Annotated in this window: 12 protein-coding genes and 1 pseudogene; 5 read left to right on the top strand and 8 right to left on the bottom strand. The window is 69.1% G+C overall.

Going from position 1 to position 14,900, the window contains the following annotated elements; translation table 11 throughout:
* Window positions 1–299: 299 nt before the first annotated feature.
* The gene (locus AC31A1_RS16265; protein WP_489653994.1) at window positions 300–620 is read right to left on the bottom strand and encodes a hypothetical protein; all 321 of its coding nucleotides are present in this window, start codon (window positions 618–620) and stop codon (window positions 300–302) included.
* Between the two features lie 72 nt (window positions 621–692).
* Complete coding sequence (locus AC31A1_RS16260) at window positions 693–1,646, bottom strand: heme o synthase (protein ID WP_489653997.1); 954 nt, start codon at window positions 1,644–1,646, stop codon at window positions 693–695.
* A 356-nt stretch (window positions 1,647–2,002) separates the two neighbouring features.
* Between AC31A1_RS16260 and tkt the strand changes: the two genes are divergently transcribed.
* Genes tkt through pgl form a run of 5 tightly spaced genes read left to right on the top strand, consistent with a single transcriptional unit; the run spans window position 2,003 to window position 8,692 of the window.
* Window positions 2,003–4,090, top strand: coding sequence for a transketolase (gene tkt / locus AC31A1_RS16255; protein ID WP_489653993.1), 2,088 nt, complete (start codon window positions 2,003–2,005; stop codon window positions 4,088–4,090).
* A gap of 34 nt (window positions 4,091–4,124) precedes the next feature.
* A complete protein-coding gene (gene tal, locus AC31A1_RS16250) occupies window positions 4,125–5,243 on the top strand; it encodes a transaldolase (protein ID WP_489653992.1) in 1,119 nt (372 codons plus the stop codon).
* Window positions 5,244–5,247: 4 nt separating this feature from the next.
* A complete protein-coding gene (gene zwf, locus AC31A1_RS16245) occupies window positions 5,248–6,771 on the top strand; it encodes a glucose-6-phosphate dehydrogenase (RefSeq protein ID WP_489653991.1) in 1,524 nt (507 codons plus the stop codon).
* A complete protein-coding gene (gene opcA, locus AC31A1_RS16240; protein ID WP_489653990.1) occupies window positions 6,768–7,913 on the top strand; it encodes a glucose-6-phosphate dehydrogenase assembly protein OpcA in 1,146 nt (381 codons plus the stop codon). Before zwf ends, opcA begins: the two co-directional genes overlap by 4 nt.
* Window positions 7,910–8,692: a 6-phosphogluconolactonase gene (pgl, locus tag AC31A1_RS16235; RefSeq protein ID WP_489653989.1), complete on the top strand. Its 783-nt coding sequence runs from the start codon at window positions 7,910–7,912 to the stop codon at window positions 8,690–8,692. Before opcA ends, pgl begins: the two co-directional genes overlap by 4 nt.
* Before the next feature lie 66 nt (window positions 8,693–8,758).
* Here pgl and pgi read toward each other — a convergent pair whose 3' ends face one another.
* The 6 genes and pseudogenes from pgi to AC31A1_RS16205 form a co-directional block, all read right to left on the bottom strand.
* Window positions 8,759–10,411 (bottom strand): glucose-6-phosphate isomerase, encoded by a 1,653-nt coding sequence (gene pgi, locus AC31A1_RS16230; RefSeq protein ID WP_489653988.1) that lies wholly within the window; start codon window positions 10,409–10,411, stop codon window positions 8,759–8,761.
* Window positions 10,412–10,465: 54 nt separating this feature from the next.
* Window positions 10,466–11,734 (bottom strand): annotated as a pseudogene (locus AC31A1_RS16225) (MFS transporter).
* Window positions 11,735–11,867: 133 nt separating this feature from the next.
* Window positions 11,868–12,203 (bottom strand): RNA polymerase-binding protein RbpA, encoded by a 336-nt coding sequence (locus AC31A1_RS16220; protein ID WP_003957010.1) that lies wholly within the window; start codon window positions 12,201–12,203, stop codon window positions 11,868–11,870.
* A 207-nt stretch (window positions 12,204–12,410) separates the two neighbouring features.
* On the bottom strand, window positions 12,411–12,644 hold the full coding sequence (gene secG / locus AC31A1_RS16215; RefSeq protein WP_078652560.1) for a preprotein translocase subunit SecG: 234 nt from the start codon (window positions 12,642–12,644) through the stop codon (window positions 12,411–12,413).
* 134 nt (window positions 12,645–12,778) lie between these two features.
* The gene (tpiA, locus tag AC31A1_RS16210) at window positions 12,779–13,534 is read right to left on the bottom strand and encodes a triose-phosphate isomerase (protein WP_489653996.1); all 756 of its coding nucleotides are present in this window, start codon (window positions 13,532–13,534) and stop codon (window positions 12,779–12,781) included.
* 41 nt (window positions 13,535–13,575) lie between these two features.
* On the bottom strand, window positions 13,576–14,787 hold the full coding sequence (locus AC31A1_RS16205; protein WP_489653987.1) for a phosphoglycerate kinase: 1,212 nt from the start codon (window positions 14,785–14,787) through the stop codon (window positions 13,576–13,578).
* Between the last annotated feature and the right edge of the window lie 113 nt (window positions 14,788–14,900).

The raw sequence follows: 14,900 nt of genomic DNA, 5'->3' as shown, positions 1-14,900 counted from the left end.
GTGCGGGCGAGTTGGGCCTCGAAGGTGCCGAGGCCCAGCTCCGTTCTCAGTACGCCGTGGCAGTACTGGTCCACGAGGGACGGCGTTTCGATCATCCGGACTCCCCGTGGGCGTGACTGCGTCGCTTGTACGGGGCCTAACGGGTGAACCGGGTGTGAGGTGTTGCTCGTACGCACCCCGTGTGAGGGGGCGCCATGGGGAGGGGGTGCGGGTTCGTCAGCGGCTGGCGGTTCGTCGTGGCTGGTCGCGCCCACGCGGCGGAGCCGCAAATCGATACGGCCTCGCGCCCCTTTGGGGCGCTACCCGCCTACCTGGATGCCCGCCATGCGCTTCCACTCGTACGGGCCCGTCGTCACCTTGGCCGCGAACTCTCCGTCGAAGTCCTCGTGGACGGTGATCCCGGACTTCTCGACCGCCTGCTGGGCGATGTCGTACGTCGTGGCGACCAGGTCGCCCCAGCCGCCGTCCTCGCCGACGAGGACGATGCGGGCGCCGCGCTCCCCGATGTACGCGACCTGGCCCTCGGCCCCGCCGTGTGCCTTGGAGAAGGTGCCGATCTGCTTGGCGAGGCGGGCCACCTGGCGCTCGGCCTTCGCGTCAACCTGCTGCGTGTCTGCCATGGCCAGGATGCTACCGACGGGTAGATCGAACGGCGACGGGCGGGGGGAGTGACTCCTGCCTCAGCAGGCCCCTTACCTGAGGAACGGGTCCACCGCGATCGCCACGAACAGGAGCGACACATAGGTGATCGACCAGTGGAACAGCCGCATCTCCTTGAGCTTGCCGCCCGTCACCTCGGCCTTGGCGCGGTTCTGCAGCCCGTGCGCCTCCCAGAGCCAGAAGCCTCCGGCCAGCAGCGCGACCAGGGTGTAGAACCAGCCCGTGTAACCGAGGGGCGTCAGCAGCAGCGAGACCGCGACCATGACCCAGCTGTAGATCACGATCTGCCGGGCGACGACCTTGTTGGAGGCGACGACCGGGAGCATCGGCACGCCCACGCGCGCGTAGTCGTCCTTGACCTTCATGGACAGCGGCCAGTAGTGCGGTGGCGTCCAGAAGAACATGACGAGGAAGAGAATGATCGGGGCCCAGGACATGGAGTCCTTGACCGCCGACCAGCCGATGAGCACCGGGAGGCAGCCGGCGATGCCGCCCCACACGATGTTCTGCGAGGTACGCCTCTTGAGGATCATCGTGTAGACGACGACGTAGAAGAGGAGTGCTCCGAGCGCCAGCCAGGCGGACAGCCAGTTGACGGTCAGGCCGAACATCAGGGTCGAGATCACGCCGAGCGAGATGCCGAAGGCGAGGCATTCGCGGGGGCTGACCATGCCGGTGACCAGGGGTCGCTGCGAGGTGCGGTCCATGAGCGCGTCGATGTCGCGGTCGATGTACATGTTGAGCGCGTTGGCGCCACCCGCGGAGAGGTAGCCGCCGACGCAGGTGAGGAGGACCAGCTTGAGGTCCGGCACACCCTGCTGGGCCAGGAACATCACCGGAACGGTGGTGATCAGCAGCAGCTCGATGATCCGCGGCTTCGTCAGCGCCACGAACGCCATGACCCGGGCCCCGATCGGCCGCCGGCTCGGGCTCTGGCTCGCCCCGACAATCCCCGCTGGACGGGATTCAACGGCCGTCACGCACACCCCTGACAGAGACATCCCAGCAAGCCTTCGGGTGTGAACTCCCCGTAAAGGCTCACGCGTACCACGCCACTGTAGACGTTGCCCAGACCCGGACATTCGCGGGGGTGGGGTCGTGTTGGACGGTGCCTCCGGAAGAGCTGATCGCCACTCTGTTGAGCACTCGAACGAGCACCTCCGTATTCAGTTGCCGGATGCGAATCGACCCAGTCGGGAGGCGGATCCGTGAGAGTCCCGGCAGTCTGGAATGACTCGAAAAAATGCGCGTTCTTACGGGGGTAGGCTCGACAACGGCCGGTGGGCGCCGAGTGCACCGGCATTCGACATGCGTGACATGTGGAGAGGAGCCCTGACCCAGGGTGAGCACCAAGCCGACCACAACAGACCTCGACTGGACCGAGTTGGACCAGCGCGCGGTGGACACCGCGCGCGTCCTGGCAGCCGATGCCGTACAGAAGGTCGGTAACGGCCATCCCGGTACGGCGATGAGCCTGGCCCCGGCCGCGTACACCCTCTTCCAGAAGGTGATGCGCCACGACCCCGCCGACGCCGACTGGGTGGGGCGCGACCGGTTCGTCCTGTCCGCGGGTCACTCGTCCCTGACCCTCTACACGCAGCTCTACCTGGCCGGGTTCGGCCTGGAGCTGGCCGACCTGGAAGCGTTCCGCACCTGGGGCTCCAAGACTCCGGGTCACCCCGAGTACGGCCACACCACCGGCGTGGAGACGACGACCGGCCCGCTGGGCCAGGGTGTCGCCAACGCGGTGGGCATGGCGATGGCCGCCCGCTACGAGCGCGGTCTGTTCGACCCGGACGCTCCGCAGGGCGAGTCCCCGTTCGACCACTTCATCTACGCCATCGCCGGTGACGGCTGCCTCCAGGAGGGCATCTCCGCGGAGGCGTCCTCCATGGCCGGTCACCAGGAGCTCGGCAACCTCATCCTCCTGTGGGACGACAACCACATCTCCATCGAGGGCGACACGGAGACGGCGGTCTCCGAGGACACGGTCAAGCGCTACGAGGCCTACGGCTGGCACGTCCAGCGCGTCGCCCCCAAGCCGGACGGCGACCTGGACCCGCACGCCATCTACAACGCCATCGAGGCCGCGAAGAAGGTGACGAACAAGCCGTCGTTCATCGCGATGCGCTCGATCATCGCCTGGCCCGCGCCGAACGCGCAGAACACCGAGGCAGCGCACGGCTCGGCGCTCGGCGCCGACGAGGTCGCCGCCACCAAGCGGGTCCTCGGCTTCGACCCCGAGAAGTCCTTCGACGTCTCCGACGACGTCCTCAAGCACACCCGCCAGGCGCTGGAGCGGGGCCGCGAGGCCAAGGCCGCGTGGGACCCGTCGTACCAGGAGTGGCGCACCAACAACCCGGAGCGCGCCGCCGAGTACGACCGCATCCGCGCGGGCGAGCTGCCGGCCGGCTGGGAAGAGAAGCTCCCGGCCTTCGAGACGGGCAAGTCCGTCGCCACCCGTGCCGCGTCCGGCAAGGTGCTCCAGGCGCTCGGCGCGGTCATCCCGGAGCTGTGGGGCGGCTCGGCCGACCTCGCGGGCTCGAACAACACGACGATCGACAAGACGTCGTCGTTCCTCCCGGCGGACAACCCGCTGCCGGAGGCGAACCCGTACGGCCGCACGATCCACTTCGGCATCCGCGAGCACTCCATGGGCGCGGAGCTGAACGGCATCACGCTGCACGGCAACACGCGTGCCTACGGCGGTACGTTCCTCGTCTTCTCCGACTACATGCGCAACGCCGTGCGTCTGTCGGCGCTGATGCACCTGCCGGTGACGTACGTGTGGACGCACGACTCCGTCGGTCTCGGCGAGGACGGCCCCACCCACCAGCCGGTCGAACACCTGGCCTCGCTGCGCGCCATCCCGGGCCTGAACGTGGTCCGCCCGGCCGACGCCAACGAGACGGCCATCGCCTGGCGCGAGGTCCTGCGCCGCTACACCAAGGTGTACGGCGAGGGTGCCCCGCACGGTTTCGCGCTGACGCGTCAGGGTGTGCCGACGTACGACGCCAACGAGGACACCGCCAAGGGCGGTTACGTCCTGTTCGAGGCGTCCACGGGTACGCCCGAGGTGATCCTCATCGGTACCGGTTCCGAGGTGCACGTGGCCGTCGAGGCGCGCGAGCAGCTGGAGGCCTCCGGGGTGCCGACGCGGGTCGTGTCCATGCCCTGCGTGGAGTGGTTCGACGCGCAGGACCAGGGGTACCGGGACAGCGTGCTGCCGCCGTCCGTCAAGGCGCGGGTCGCGGTCGAGGCCGGGATCGGTCTGACCTGGTACCGGTTCGTCGGGGACGCCGGTCGCATCGTTTCCCTGGAGCACTTCGGGGCTTCCGCCGACGGCAAGGTGCTCTTCCAGGAGTTCGGCTTCACTGCCGAGAACGTGGCTGAGAAGGCCCGGGAATCCATCGCCGCCGCCCAGAGCTGACGCTGACAAACGACACGTAGGAGATGCATTTTCCATGACAGACGCACTCAAGCGCCTCTCCGAGGAAGGCGTCGCGATCTGGCTGGACGACCTGTCGCGCAAGCGGATCACGTCCGGCAACCTCGCCGAACTGATCGACCAGCAGCACGTCGTGGGCGTCACCACCAACCCGTCGATCTTCCAGAAGGCCATCTCGTCGGGCGACGGTTACGAGCAGCAGCTCACCGACCTCGCCGCCCGCAAGGTCACCGTCGAGGAAGCCGTCCGCATGATCACGACGGCGGACGTCCGTGACGCCGCCGACATCCTGCGGCCGGTCTTCGACGCGAGCGGCGGCCAGGACGGCCGGGTGTCGATCGAGGTCGACCCGCGGCTGGCGCACAACACCCAGGCGACCATCGCCGAGGCCAAGCAGCTGGCCTGGCTGGTGGACCGGCCGAACACCCTGATCAAGATCCCGGCCACCCGGGCGGGTCTGCCGGCGATCACCGAGGTCATCGGCCTCGGCATCAGCGTCAACGTCACGCTGATCTTCTCGCTGGCCCGCTACCGCGAGGTCATGGACGCGTTCATCTCCGGCCTGGAGAAGGCCAAGGAGCGCGGCCTGGACCTCTCGAAGATCCACTCCGTGGCGTCCTTCTTCGTGTCCCGCGTGGACACCGAGATCGACAAGCGGATCGACGCGTTGGGCACCGACGAGGCCAAGGCCGCCCGCGGCAAGGCCGGTCTCGCCAACGCGCGGCTCGCCTACGAGGCGTACGAGGAAGTCTTCTCCTCGGACCGCTGGGCCGCCCTCGACAAGGCGCAGGCCAACAAGCAGCGTCCGCTGTGGGCCTCGACCGGCGTCAAGGACAAGGCGTACAAGGACACGCTGTACGTGGACGACCTGGTGGCGCCGAACACGGTGAACACCATGCCGGAGGCCACCCTTGAGGCCGCCGACGACCACGGCCAGATCACCGGCAACACCATCTCCGGCACGTACGAGCAGTCCCGCGCCGAGATCGCCGCCGTGGAAGCGCTCGGCATCTCGTACGACGAGGTCGTGCAGCTGCTGGAGGACGAGGGCGTCGAGAAGTTCGAGGCGTCCTGGACCGACCTGCTCAAGTCGACCGAGGCGGAGCTCTCGCGCCTCGCCCCCTCGGAGGGCTGAAACCTTGTCGAGCAGCAACCCGCTGCGTGACCCCGCCGACCGACGGCTCCCGCGTATCGCGGGGCCGTCGGGCCTGGTCATCTTCGGCGTCACAGGCGATTTGTCACGCAAAAAGCTGATGCCCGCCGTGTACGACCTCGCCAACCGGGGTCTGCTGCCGCCGGGTTTCTCGCTCGTCGGCTTCGCCCGGCGCGAGTGGGCCCACGAGGACTTCGCGCAGGAGGTCCACGACGCGGTCAAGGAGCACGCCCGTACGCCGTTCCGTGAGGAGGTCTGGCAGCAGCTCGTCCAGGGGATGCGCTTCGTCCAGGGCACCTTCGACGACGACGACGCGTTCGAGCGGCTCCGCGACACGATCGAGGAACTGGACAAGGCGCAGGGCACGGGCGGCAACTTCGCCTTCTATCTGTCGGTGCCGCCGCGCTCCTTCCCGGTCGTCATCCAGCAGCTGAAGAAGCACGGACTCGCCGACCAGGAGAAGGGTTCCTGGCGCCGCGCGGTCATCGAGAAGCCCTTCGGCCACGACCTCAAGTCGGCCGAGGACCTCAACAAGGTCGTGCACGAGGTCTTCGCCGCTGACCAGGTCTTCCGCATCGACCACTACCTCGGCAAGGAGACAGTCCAGAACATCCTGGCGCTCCGCTTCGCCAACACGATGTTCGAGCCGATCTGGAACCGGTCCTTCGTGGACCACGTGCAGATCACCATGGCCGAGGACATCGGCATCGGCGGCCGGGCCGGCTACTACGACGGCATCGGCGCCGCCCGTGACGTCATCCAGAACCACCTGCTCCAGCTGATGGCGCTGACCGCGATGGAGGAGCCGTCCTCCTTCTCCGCCGACGCGCTGGCCGCCGAGAAGGAGAAGGTGCTCGGCGCGGTACGGCTGCCGAAGGACCTGGGCAGGAACACGGTCCGCGGGCAGTACGCGGAGGGCTGGCAGGGCGGCGAGAAGGCCGTCGGCTATCTCCAGGAGGACGGTATCGACCCCAAGTCGAAGACCGACACCTACGCCGCCATCAAGGTCGAGGTCGACAACCGCCGCTGGGCGGGCGTCCCCTTCTACCTGCGCACGGGCAAGCGCCTGGGCCGCCGCGTCACCGAGATCGCGGTCGTCTTCCAGCGCGCCCCGCACTCCCCCTTCGACCAGACGGCGACGGAGGAGCTGGGCCAGAACGCCATCGTCTTCCGCGTCCAGCCCGACGAGGGCGTCACGGTCCGCTTCGGCTCCAAGGTGCCCGGCACCTCGATGGAGATCCGGGACGTCTCCATGGACTTCGCCTACGGCGAGTCGTTCACGGAGTCCAGCCCGGAGGCGTACGAGCGCCTGATCCTCGACGTCCTGCTCGGCGACTCGAACCTCTTCCCGCGCACCGAGGAGGTCGAGCTCTCCTGGAAGATCCTCGACCCGATCGAGCAGTACTGGGACAAGCACGGCAAGCCCGCGCAGTACCAGTCCGGGACCTGGGGTCCGGTCGAGGCGGACGAAATGCTCGCACGAGAGGGACGGAGCTGGCGTCGGCCATGAAAATAGACCTCACCGACACCACTGCCAGCAAGATCAACAAAGGGCTGGTGAAAGCCCGCCGCGCCATCGGCACCCCGGCCGTCGGCATGGTGCTCACCCTCGTCGTCGTCACGGACGAGGAGAACGCCTACGACGCCCTGAAGGCCGCCAACGACGCGTCGCGCGAGCACCCCTCGCGCACACTCGTGGTCATCAAGCGCGTCTCGCGCTCACCTCGGGACCGCACCCAGTCCCGCCTCGACGCCGAGGTCCGGGTGGGCACGGACGCGGGCAGCGGCGAGACGGTCGTCCTGCGGCTCTACGGCGAGGTCTCCGACCACGCCCAGTCCGTGGTGCTGCCGCTGCTGCTGCCGGACGCGCCGGTGGTGGTCTGGTGGTCGGTGGACGCGCCGCGCGACCCGGCCAACGACCCGCTGGGCGCCCTGAGCCAGCGCCGGGTCACCGACAGCTACGCGGCGGAGAAGCCCGTCGACGAGCTGCGGTCCCGCGCCGAGAGCTACGAACCGGGCGACACCGACCTGGCCTGGGCCCGGATCACGCCGTGGCGTTCGATGCTGGCCGCCGCGCTCGACCAGGTCGACTCGGAGATCGTCTCCGTCGAGGTGGCGGGCGAGGAGTCCAACCCGAGCGTCGAACTGCTCGCGATGTGGCTCGCCGACCGCCTCCACGTGCACGTACGGCGTGCGGTCTCCGCCGGTCCCGGTCTGACCCAGGTGCGCCTGGAGACGACCGGCGGCCCCATCACGCTGCACCGGTCTGACGGGGCGATGGCCACTCTGGCACTTCCCGGCCAGCCGGACCGCGCGGTGGCGCTCAAGCGCCGCGAGACGTCCGAACTCCTCGCGGAGGAGCTGCGCCGGCTCGACCCGGACGACACCTACGCGTCCGCGCTGCGGTTCGGCGTGGACCGGCTGGGCGGCATCCAGTCGGCGGCGGAACGGGCTGAGGCGGCGGCTCAGCCGGTGCCTGCGCTGCCGGTGCGCTCGGTGACGGACACGACGTCCGTATCGGCTCAGGCGTCGGCTTCGGGTTCGACGTCGGCCTCCGTTTCGGCTTCGGCTTCGGCATCGGCTGGCCAGGGCGACACCGACCGGCCCACCCCGGCGAAGATGCCCCCGGTGAAGAAGGCTGATCCGCAGTGAGCACTCCCCAACTCGTCGTCCACCGCGACAAGGAACTGATGGCCCAGGCCGCCGCGGCTCGCCTGATCACGAAGATCGTGGACGCGCAGGCCTCGCGCGGCTACGCCTCGATCGTGCTCACCGGCGGTCGCAACGGCAACGGTCTGCTGTCGGCTCTGGCGGGCCAGCCCGCCCGGGACGCCGTCGACTGGGGCCGCCTCGACCTGTGGTGGGGCGACGAGCGGTTCCTGCCCGAGGGCGACCCGGAGCGCAATGTCACCCAGGCCCGAGAGGCACTGCTCGACGCGGTGCCGCTGGACCCGAAGCGCGTGCACGCCATGCCCGCGTCCGACGGCCTCTACGGCAACGACGTGGAAGCGGCGGCCGCAGGCTACGCCGAGGAACTCGCCCGGTCCGCCGGTCCCGAGAACCACGGTTCCGTCCCGACCTTCGACGTCCTCATGCTGGGCGTCGGCCCGGACACCCATGTGGCGTCGCTCTTCCCGGAGTTGCCCGCCGTACGGGAGACCGAGCGCACGGTCGTCGGCGTGCACGGCGCGCCCAAGCCTCCGCCGACCCGGATCACGTTGACCCTTCCGGCGATCCGCTCCGCCCGTGAGGTGTGGTTGCTCGCGGCCGGCGAGGACAAGGCGGAGGCCGCGGCCATCGCCCTGTCGGGCGCGGGCGAGATCCAGGCACCGGCCGCCGGTGCCCACGGCCGCGCCCGCACCCTGTGGCTGCTGGACGCGGCGGCGGCCTCACAGCTGCCGCGCGCGCTCTATCCACCGGCTTCCGCCTGACACCGGCGACACCGGCATCCTGCTGAAGAGCCCGTACGACCTCGGTCGTACGGGCTCTTCCGTGTCTCAACGCCCGCGCAGCTCGCGGTACTTGGCGACCAGGGCCGTCGTCGACGCGTCCAGGCCGGGCACGTCGGCGCCTTCGGTGAGGGCGGGTTCGACGCGCTTGGCGAGGACCTTGCCCAGCTCGACGCCCCACTGGTCGAAGGAGTCGATGTTCCAGACGGCACCCTGGACGAACACCTTGTGCTCGTAGAGCGCGATCAACTGGCCGAGAACGGACGGGGTCAGCTCGCGGGCCAGGATCGTGGTCGTGGGGTGGTTGCCCTTGAACGTCTTGTGCGGCACCAGCTCCTCGGGCACACCCTCCGCGCGCACCTCGTCCGGCGTCTTGCCGAAGGCCAACGCCTGTGTCTGCGCGAAGAAGTTGGCCATCAGCAGGTCGTGCTGCGCCTTGAGCCCGTCACTCAGCTCGGCCACCGGCTCGGCGAAGCCGATGAAGTCCGCCGGGATCAACTTGGTGCCCTGGTGGATGAGTTGGTAGTACGCGTGCTGCCCATTGGTCCCGGGCGTACCCCACACCACCGGCCCGGTCTGCCAGTCGACCTCCTGGCCGTCCCGGTCCACGTACTTGCCGTTCGACTCCATGTCCAACTGCTGGAGATACGCGGTGAACTTGGAGAGGTAGTGGCTGTACGGCAGCACGGCGTGCGACTGGGCGTCATGGAAGTTGCCGTACCAGACGCCCAACAGGCCAAGGAGCAAAGGCACGTTGGACTCGGCCGGTGCGGTGCGGAAGTGCTCGTCGACGAGGTGGAAGCCGTCGAGCATCTCGCGGAAGCGGTCCGGGCCGATGGCGATCATCAGGGAAAGACCGATGGCCGAGTCGTAGGAGTAGCGTCCGCCGACCCAGTCCCAGAACTCGAACATGTTGTCCGTGTCGATGCCGAAGTCCGACACCTTCCCGGCGTTCGTCGACAGCGCCACGAAGTGCTTGGCCACAGCGTCCTGACCGGCCTTCAGCTCGGTGAGCAGCCAGTCGCGGGCCGAGGTGGCGTTGGTGATCGTCTCGATCGTGGTGAACGTCTTGGACGCGATGATGAACAGCGTCTCGGCCGGGTCGAGGTCCCGGGTCGCTTCGTGCAGGTCGGCGCCGTCCACGTTCGACACGAACCGGACCGTGAGATCGCGGTCGGTGAAGCTGCGCAGCACCTCGTACGCCATCGCCGGGCCCAAGTCCGAGCCGCCGATGCCGATGTTGACGATGTTCTTGATGCGCTTGCCGGTGTGGCCGGTCCACTCGCCGGAGCGGACGCGGTCCGCGAAGCCGGCCATCTTGTCGAGCACGGCGTGCACCTGCGGCACCACGTTCTCGCCGTCGACCTCGATCACCGCGTCGCGCGGGGCGCGCAGCGCGGTGTGCAGGACCGCGCGGTCCTCGGTGACGTTGATCTTCTCGCCCCGGAACATCGCGTCCCGGAGGCCGAACACGCCAGTGGCGGCGGCCAGCGCGTGCAGCAGCCGCAGGGTCTCGTCGGTGACGAGGTGCTTCGAGTAGTCGAGGTGCAGGTCACCGACCTTGAGCGTGTAACCGGTGCCGCGCCCGGGATCGGCGGCGAACAGCTCCCTCAGCTGCACCTCGCCGAGCTCCTCACGGTGCTTGGCCAAGGCGGTCCACTCGGGCGTCTGGTTGAGCCTGGTACGGCCGTCTGCGTTCATTGCGACTTCAGCCTTCTTTCCTACCGACCTGGGGGCCGGTTCCAACCTAATTGATCAGCCCGTGGCATGAGCGGTCGTCGCGTCGTCCTGCGGGGCAACAACAGGTACGTCCGGCTTGACCGCAGGTATCAGTGCGATGACCGACAGGACGAAGAAGGCGGCGGTGAGCAGGGCGGGTGTGTTCAACCCCCAGGCGGTGGCGACGGCCCCGCCGAGGAGGGCGCCCAGCGGGGCCCCGGCGGCGGCCAGGGTGCGGAAGGCGGAGCTGACCCGGCCCAGCATGTCGGCGGGGGTGCGCTACTGCATCAGGGTCGTCGTGTTGACGTTCCACAGCATGCTCATGGAGCCGAAGACCGCGAGTGCCGCCACGACCGCGATCAGGCTGCGCACGGAGCCCATGACGACGAGGGCTCCGGTCTGCACCAGACCCGCGAGCAGCACGCTCCGCATCGGGCCGAGACGAGCGGTGATGCGTCCGGTCACCACTCCCCCGGCCAGACCGCCGACGGTGAACGCGGTGGTCGCCGCCGCGTATCCGGCGGTGCCCTCGTCGAGCCAGCCGGTCACCAGGATGACCAGGGTGGCGATCAGGGCGCCCATGCCGATGTTGCACAGGGCGGTCGCGGCGCACAGTCCACGCAAGGGCCGGTCGCGCCACAGGGTGCGCAGTCCGTCCGCGATCTCACCGCGCAGCGTGCTGCCCACCGGTCCCGGCCCGCGGTCGGGCGCGGCGGTGCGCGGCGAGGCGACCAGTGCGGCGGCGAGGAGGAAGGTCCCGGCGTCGGCCACGAAGGGAACCGCCGCTCCCGCGGCGATCAGCAGGGGCACCACGGGCGTTCCCATCAGGCCGCCGGCGATCTTCTGCCCGGTCATCAGCCGGGCGTTGGCGCTGCCGAGGGCCGCCCGGTCCACCAGGGCCGGCAGCAGGGCCGTGGAGGCGTTGTCGAAGAGGGTCTGGAGCGTGGTCAGCACGAAGGCCAGCGCGATGAGCAGCAGGATCGAGGCATGGCCGAGGGCGACGGCCACGGCGAAGGCGGCGACGAGCAGTCCGCGGACCGCGTCCACCGTCCACATCGCGCGCCGCTGGTCCACCCGGTCCGCGACCGCGCCGCCGAGCAGTCCGAAGACGATCCAGGGCAGATAGCCGCACGCGGTCACGGAGGCGATGAGGAGGGGGCGGTCCGTCAGCGAGACAGCGAGCAGCGGCAGTGCCGCACCGCGCAGCGCGTCCCCGAACCGCGAGATCACCGCGGCACTCCACAGCCGCCCGAACCCCCCGCGCCACGCGGGCACATGACTGCCCGTCACCTCGACCGTCGTCACCGCTCCCCCTCACGATTCGTCACTTCACAAACCGTAGAGGGCACCACTGACAATCGGTCCGGGGGCGGGTCGGCCACCGGGCCGCGAAACAGCTCCGGCCAGACACCTTGTGGGCGTCCGGCCGGTTCAACTCCTAGATTTCTCCCCGCAGTTTGGCGAGCGCCTCGGCGAGGATCGCCTCGCCGTCCGCGTCGCTGCGCCGCTCCCGTACATACGCGAGGTGCGTCTTGTAGGGCTCGGTGCGCGGCGGGTCCGGCGGGTTGTCCCGGTCCTGTCCGGCCGGGAAGCCGCAGCGCGGGCAGTCCCAGGTGTCGGGAACCTGCGCGTCGCTGGCGAAGCTGGGCTGCGTCTCGTGCCCGTTCGAGCACCAGAAGGAGATGCGCAGCCGGGGCGCGGACTCGCCACGCTCGGCCTCGCCCATCGGCCCCGCCCCGACCCGGCTTCCACGGATCGCGTTGCCACTTGCCACGGTCGTAACTCCCTGCGTGATGGTGCCGCGAAGCGAGTCGGCGTTTTCGCTCCGTTGCGAGCGCCTCAGTCTACGTAAGGCCCAACGCGCGTCCAGTGGTTGGAGTTACAGCCCCTACACCTAGACGCAAGCCCCATGATAGGCCGCGCTCAGCTGCGCGTACCGAACATGGGGCCTTACGTACGGAATGTGCGACGGAACGTGCGGTCAGCTCGTCTTCATCAGCAGGCCGAGCACCACGATGCAGGCGAACCAGAGCACACCGAGCACCACGGTGATGCGGTCCAGGTTGCGCTCGGCGACCGAAGAGCCGCCGACGGACGACGCCATGCCGCCACCGAACATGTCGGAGAGACCGCCGCCCTTCCCCTTGTGCATCAGCACCAGCAGCATCAGCAGCAGGCTGAAGACGATCAGGGCGATCGAGAACCCCAAAACCACGGCTGGACCAACTTCCTCGGATTCGGATGGACGACAGGGGCATAGCACGTTATCCATGTGCGGCTCCGCCGCGTGGCCGCTATGCCCCCGCAAGGGTACGACGGATCCCGGCTACCGCCTACACACTGCTGAACTCACTGGTCGCGGAAGCGCGCGATCTTGACGAACTCGTCCGCGTCCAGCGAGGCACCGCCGACCAGGGCGCCGTCGACGTCGGGCTGGGCCATGATCTCGGCGACGTTGCCGGACTTGACGGAGCCGCCGTACTGGATGCGGACCTGGTCGGCCAGCTCCTGTGAGTACAGCTCGGCGAGCTTGCCGCGGATGGCCTGGCAGACCTCCTGGGCGTCGCCGGCGCCGCAGACCTTGCCGGTGCCGATGGCCCAGACGGGCTCGTAGGCGATGACGATGGACTCGGCCTGCTCGGCCGGGACGTCCTTGAGGCCGCCCTCGACCTGGGAGAGGGTGTGGGCGACGTGGTTGCCCGCCTCGCGGACGTCGAGTTCCTCGCCGACGCAGAGGATCGGGGTCAGGCCGTGCTTGTAGGCGGCCTTGACCTTCGCGTTGACGATCTCGTCGGTCTCCGCGTGGTACTGACGGCGCTCGGAGTGGCCGATGGCCACGTACGTGCACTTCAGCTTGGCCAGCATCGCACCGGAGATCTCGCCGGTGTAGGCGCCGGAGTCGTGCGCCGAGATGTCCTGGGCACCGTACTTGATCTTGAGCTTGTCGCCGTCGACCAGGGTCTGCACGGAGCGCAGGTCGGTGAAGGGCGGCAGGACGGCGACCTCGACGGCCTCGTAGTCCTTGTCCGCGAGGGCGAAGGCGAGCTTCTGGACGTGGGCGATGGCCTCAAGGTGGTTGAGGTTCATCTTCCAGTTGCCCGCCATGATCGGCGTGCGCCCAGAGGAAATAGATGGAGCCATTGGGGTCAGTCCTCCAGTGCGGCGAGGCCGGGGAGCGTCTTGCCCTCTAGGTATTCGAGGGAGGCGCCACCGCCGGTCGAGATGTGGCCGAATGCGGTCTCGTCGAAGCCCAGGATGCGGACGGCCGCGGCGGAGTCGCCACCGCCGACGACCGTGAAGGCCGGGGAGTCGAGAAGGGCCTGGGCGACCGCTTTGGTGCCCTCGGCGTAGTCGGGGTGTTCGAAGACGCCCATCGGACCGTTCCAGAAGATGGTGGCCGCGTCGGCGAGCTTCGAGGCGTACAGGGCACCGGTCTCGGGACCGATGTCGAGGCCCATCTGGTCGGCCGGGATGGCGTCCGCGGCGACGGTGGTGGGGTTGGACGGGGCCTTCGTCTTCAGGTCCGGGAACGCGGACGCGGTCACGACGTCGACCGGGACGACCAGCTCGACGCCGTTCTTCTCGGCGCGCTCGACGTACTCGGTGACGGCGGGAATCTGGTCGTCCTGTACCAGGGAGGCGCCGATCTCGTAGCCCTGGGCCTTGAGGAAGGTGAAGGCCATGCCGCCGCCGATGAGGATGCGGTCGGCCTTGCCGAGCAGCTGGTCGATGACGGCGAGCTTGTCGGAGACCTTGGAGCCGCCGAGGGCGACCACGTAGGGCCGCTTGACGTCCTCGGTGAGCTTCTTCAGGACGCCGACCTCGGTGGCGATGAGGTAGCCCGCGTAGTGCGGCAGGCGGGCCGGGAGGTCGTACACGGAGGCGTGCTTGCGGTGCACGGCACCGAAACCGTCGCCTACGTAGACGTCCGCCAGGGCGGCGAGCTGGTCGGCGAACTCGCCGCGCTCGACGTCGTCCTTGGATGTCTCGCCCGGGTTGAAGCGCAGGTTCTCGATGACCGCGACCTGGCCGGGTTCGAGGCCGCGCACCGCGTCGTGGGCGGCGGGGCCGACGGTGTCCTGGGCGAACGCGACCGGCGCGCCGAGGAGTTCGGCGAGGCGCTCGGCCGGCTGGAGGAGGGAGAAGGCCGGGTCCGGGGCGCCCTTGGGGCGGCCCAGGTGCGAGGCCACGATCACCTTGGCGCCCGCCTCGGCGAGGGCCTTGATCGTGGGCAACACGGCGCGGATACGGCCGTCGTCGGTGATGAGGCCGTCGGCCAGCGGAACGTTGAGGTCGGCGCGGACGAAGACCCGCTTGCCGTCCACGCCTTCGGCGAGAAGTTCGTCGATCGTCTTCATAAAGGGACTCCTAGGGAGGGCTCTTCAGATCCGAGAGGGCTGATCGATCACTACGTAGCAAAGGCTCGGACACTACGTAGCAAGGGCTCGGACAGCGCGGCGTGCGCTGCCCG

The organism is Streptomyces sp. P5F9 (assembly GCF_057961495.1).
The sequence above is the reverse complement of the archived record's forward strand: the minus strand, read 5'-3'. Positions and strand labels throughout refer to the sequence as shown.